Origin of the sequence: Streptomyces boluensis (assembly GCF_009908195.1) — a bacterium.
Classification (GTDB): Bacteria; Actinomycetota; Actinomycetes; order Streptomycetales; family Streptomycetaceae; genus Streptomyces; species Streptomyces boluensis.
This window is the reverse complement of sequence record NZ_JAAAHS010000547.1, coordinates 1-3,755: the sequence shown is the minus strand read 5'-3', so window position 1 is coordinate 3,755 and position 3,755 is coordinate 1. Positions and strand designations below refer to the sequence as shown.

3 protein-coding genes are annotated in these 3,755 nt (G+C 68.4%); all 3 read left to right on the top strand.

What is annotated here, in order from left to right; translation table 11 throughout:
• Positions 1–75 precede the first annotated feature (75 nt).
• Positions 76–1,794: an ABC transporter substrate-binding protein gene (locus GUY60_RS35605; RefSeq protein WP_161705530.1), complete on the top strand. Its 1,719-nt coding sequence runs from the start codon at positions 76–78 to the stop codon at positions 1,792–1,794.
• 2 nt (positions 1,795–1,796) lie between these two features.
• Positions 1,797–2,798, top strand: a complete 1,002-nt coding sequence (locus GUY60_RS35600) for an ABC transporter permease (RefSeq protein ID WP_246236060.1) — start codon at positions 1,797–1,799, stop codon at positions 2,796–2,798.
• Positions 2,798–3,755, top strand: a 958-nt coding sequence (locus GUY60_RS35595; protein ID WP_187370207.1) for an ABC transporter ATP-binding protein, incomplete at its 3' end; no start/stop codon positions are given. The genes GUY60_RS35600 and GUY60_RS35595, both read left to right, overlap by 1 nt.

The following is a 3,755-nucleotide window of genomic DNA, read 5'->3' as shown; positions in this document are numbered from 1 at the left end:
CCTCTCCTCCCCTCTTACCTCCCCCCACTGAACACTCCGCCGCGACATCCCTCATCCCATCCGCCTGGAGACGCAGTGAATCGACGCACCACGGCCGCCCTCGCCCTGACGGTGAGCGCCGGGCTCGCCCTGACCGCCTGCAGTGGCACCAAGCCCGCCCCCGGTTCCGGCTCCGGAGCCGCTGCCGGCGCCTTCGACCCCGTACAGATCGGCAAGGGCTTCAAGGGCAAGGGCGGCAACGTCAACGTCCTGATGTCCGCCGACTTCCAGACCCTGGACCCCGGCAACAGCAACTACGTGCAGACCGCCAACGTGGGCCAGCTGTACTACCGCACCCTGACCATGGCCAAGGAGACCGCCGGGCAGCCCCCGAAGGTCGTCCCGGACCTCGCCACCGACCTGGGCAAGGCCTCCAAGGACGGCCTGACCTGGACGTACACCCTGAAGAAGGGGCTGAAGTTCGAGAACGGCAAGCCCATCACGGCCAAGGACATCAAGTACGGCGTCGAGCGCACCTACGCCCGCGACGTGTACACGCAGGCCCCGCAGGAGCTCAACTCCGCGCTCGCCGACGACGGTTACAAGGGCCCGTACTCCGACGGCGACCTCAAGTCGATCGACACCCCCGACGACCGCACCGTCGTCTTCCACCTGAAGCAGCCGTTCGCCGAGTTCCCCGCGCTCGTCTCCCGGTCCAACACCGCGCCCGTACCGAAGGCGAAGGACACCAAGCTCGACTACACCAACCACCCGGTGTCGTCAGGCCCGTACAAGATCAAGTCGTACGAGCGCGGCCGCTCCATGAAGCTCGTCCGCAACGACGCCTGGGACCCGGCGACCGACCCCAACCGGACCGCCCTGCCCGACACGTTCACCTTCAGCCTCTCCACCGCCCAGGCCACCATCAGCCAGCAACTGCTCGCCGACTCCGACCCGAACGCGGTCACCCTGGACAGCGCCGGCGGGCTCCAGGCCTCCGACGCCGCCAAGCTGAACACCCCCGAGGTCACCAAGCGCACCGCCGCGGGCCTGCTCGGCTGCACCGACGTGCTGAACCTCAACACCGAGACCATCAAGGACCGCGACGTCCGCAAGGCCATCGCCCTCGCCATCGACCGCAAGGCCATCCAACTTCAGTACGGCGGCAACCGGTTCGGCAAGATCGCCCAGTCGTACATCAACCCGTCCCAGCGCGGCTACGTGAAGCAGCACACCGACCTGGACGCCACCGGCAAGCCGAAGCTCGCCGAGGCCAAGAAGCTCCTCGATGGCAAGAAGGTCCCCAAGAAGCTGGTCTACGGATACGCGGACGCCACCGCCCGCTACAAGAACGTCGGCACCACGCTCCAGCAGAACCTGAAGAAGCTCGGCATCGAACTGGAGCTGCGGCCCATCCCGGCCGCCAACTACTACACCGTGCTCGCCGGTGACCACATGCCCGACATCGCCCGCAGCGGCTGGTGCGGCGGCGCCGACAGCGGCTCGGTGCGCACCACCGTCGACCCGAACGTCGGCCCGAGCCTGGACGGCAAGACGTACGGGTTCTCCAACATCCCGCGCTACCACGACCCGAAGGTCTCCGCCGACATCTACGAGCTGCGCGGCGCCAACGGGTCGAGCGAGGAGCTCGGCAAGAAGTGGGCCACCCTCTTCGACCGGGTCATGCAGGACCAGCCGCTCGTCCCCCTGGTGCGCAACTTCACCAACAGTGTGGTCGGCTCCAAGGTCCGTAACGCGCAGGTCGGCTACTTCTTCGGCGCCATCGACCTGTCGATCGTCGGCGTAGAGCGCTGACCATGACGGGCTTCCTGATGCGGCGCCTCGCCGCGATGATCGCGCTCCTGGTCGTCATCAGCTTCGTGACGTTCAGCCTGTTCCAGCTCGGACCGGCCGACCCGGCCGCGGCGGCCTGCGGCCAGGAGTGCACCCCCGCCCGTGTCGCCGAGGCCCGTGTCGCCCTCGGCATGGACCAGCCGTTCCTGTCCCAGTACGCCACCTACATGTCGGGGCTCCTCGACAGCCGCCCGATCGGCGCGCCCGGCGCCGAGACCGTGTGCGACTGGCCGTGCCTCGGCAAGTCCTTCCAGACCAACGAGGACGTCACCGCCATCATCGAGCGGGCCCTGCCGTACACCCTGTCGGTGGCGAGCGGCGCGATCGTGCTCTGGACCGTTGTCGGGGTCGGCCTCGGACTGCTCGCGGCGCTGCGCAAGAACCGCTTCACCGACAAGCTGATCGTGGGCGCCGCCTCGATCGGCGTGTCCCTGCCCATCCCGGTCACGGGTCTGCTGCTGCTCCTGGTGTTCGTCAGCACCTTCGACGTGCTGCCGTTCACCACCAACGAGATCTCCTCACCGTTCGGCGAGGCCGGTCCTGGCGGCTGGTTCCTCAACTACCTGTTGCCCTGGGTGGCGTTGGCGGTGCTGTTCAGCGCGCAGTACATCCGGGTCACCCGCGGCAACATGCTGGAGACCTTCGGCGAGGACTTCATGCGTACCGCCCGCTCGAAGGGTCTGTCGCGGCGCGGCATCGTGTTCAAGCACGGTGCGCGGGCCGGCATCACACCCGTCGTCACCATGCTCGGCCTGGACATCGGGCTGCTCCTCGGCGGCGCTGTCCTCACCGAGCAGATCTTCTCCGTACCGGGCATCGGCTTCACCGCGGTACGCGCCGCGCAGGCCGGTGACCTGCCGGTCACCATGGCCATCACGATGATGGCCGCGTTCTTCATCATCGTCGCCAACGTCGTGGTCGACGCCGCCTACGCGGTGATCGACCCGCGAGTGAGGGTCAGCTGATGACCACGACACCCAACGGGAGCATGTCAACTCCCGGCCCGATGCTCGACATTCGCGATCTGCGGGTGAGCTTCCCGACCGACGACGGGGTGGTGCACGCCGTCAACGGCATGGACCTGACCCTCGCCCGCGGCGAGACCGTCGGCATCGTCGGTGAGTCGGGTTCCGGCAAGACCGTCACCAGTCAGGCCCTGATGGGCCTCTTCAAGGACAGCTCGGCCACCGTCACCGGCGAGATCGTCCTCGACGGCCAGGATCTCAACCTGCTCACCGAGGCGCAGATGCGCGCCCACCGCGGCAAGAAGATCGCCATGATCTTCCAGGACCCGCTCTCCGCGATGCACCCCTTCTACCCCGTGGGCGCGCAGATCGCGGAGGCGTACCGGGTGCACAACAAGGTCTCCAAGAAGGCCGCCGCGGCCGTCGCCGTCGACATGCTCGGCCGCGTCGGCATCCCCGACCCGGCCCGCCGCTACTCCGCCTACCCGCACGAGTTCTCCGGCGGCATGCGGCAGCGCGCGATGATCGCCATGGCCCTCGTCTGCGAACCCGAACTCCTCATCGCCGACGAGCCGACCACCGCGCTCGACGTCACCGTGCAGGCCCAGATCCTGGACCTGCTCGCCGAGTTGCAGGCCGAGACGGGCACCTCGGTGATCATGGTGACGCATGACCTGGGGGTGGTCGCCGAGGTCTGCCACCAGGTCGTCGTCATGTACGGCGGGGTGTGCGTGGAGCAGGCCACGGTGGCCGAGCTTTTCCAGGGCCCCCGACACCCGTACACCCAGGGCCTGTTGGCGTCGATGCCGTCCCTGGCGGGCAAGTCCGACCGCCTCAACCCGATCCCGGGCTTCCCGCCCTCGCTGCTCGCCCTCCCCGACGGCTGCCTGTTCGCGGACCGCTGCCCGCAGGCCCACCTGGTCCCCGACGAGGCCTGCACCACCCACCGCCCCACCC

Coding starts and splice junctions, on each gene's coding strand:
- GUY60_RS35600 (WP_246236060.1), top strand. CDS start 1,797: ATGACGGGCTTCCTGATGCGGCGCCTCGCCGCGATGATCGCGCTCCTG.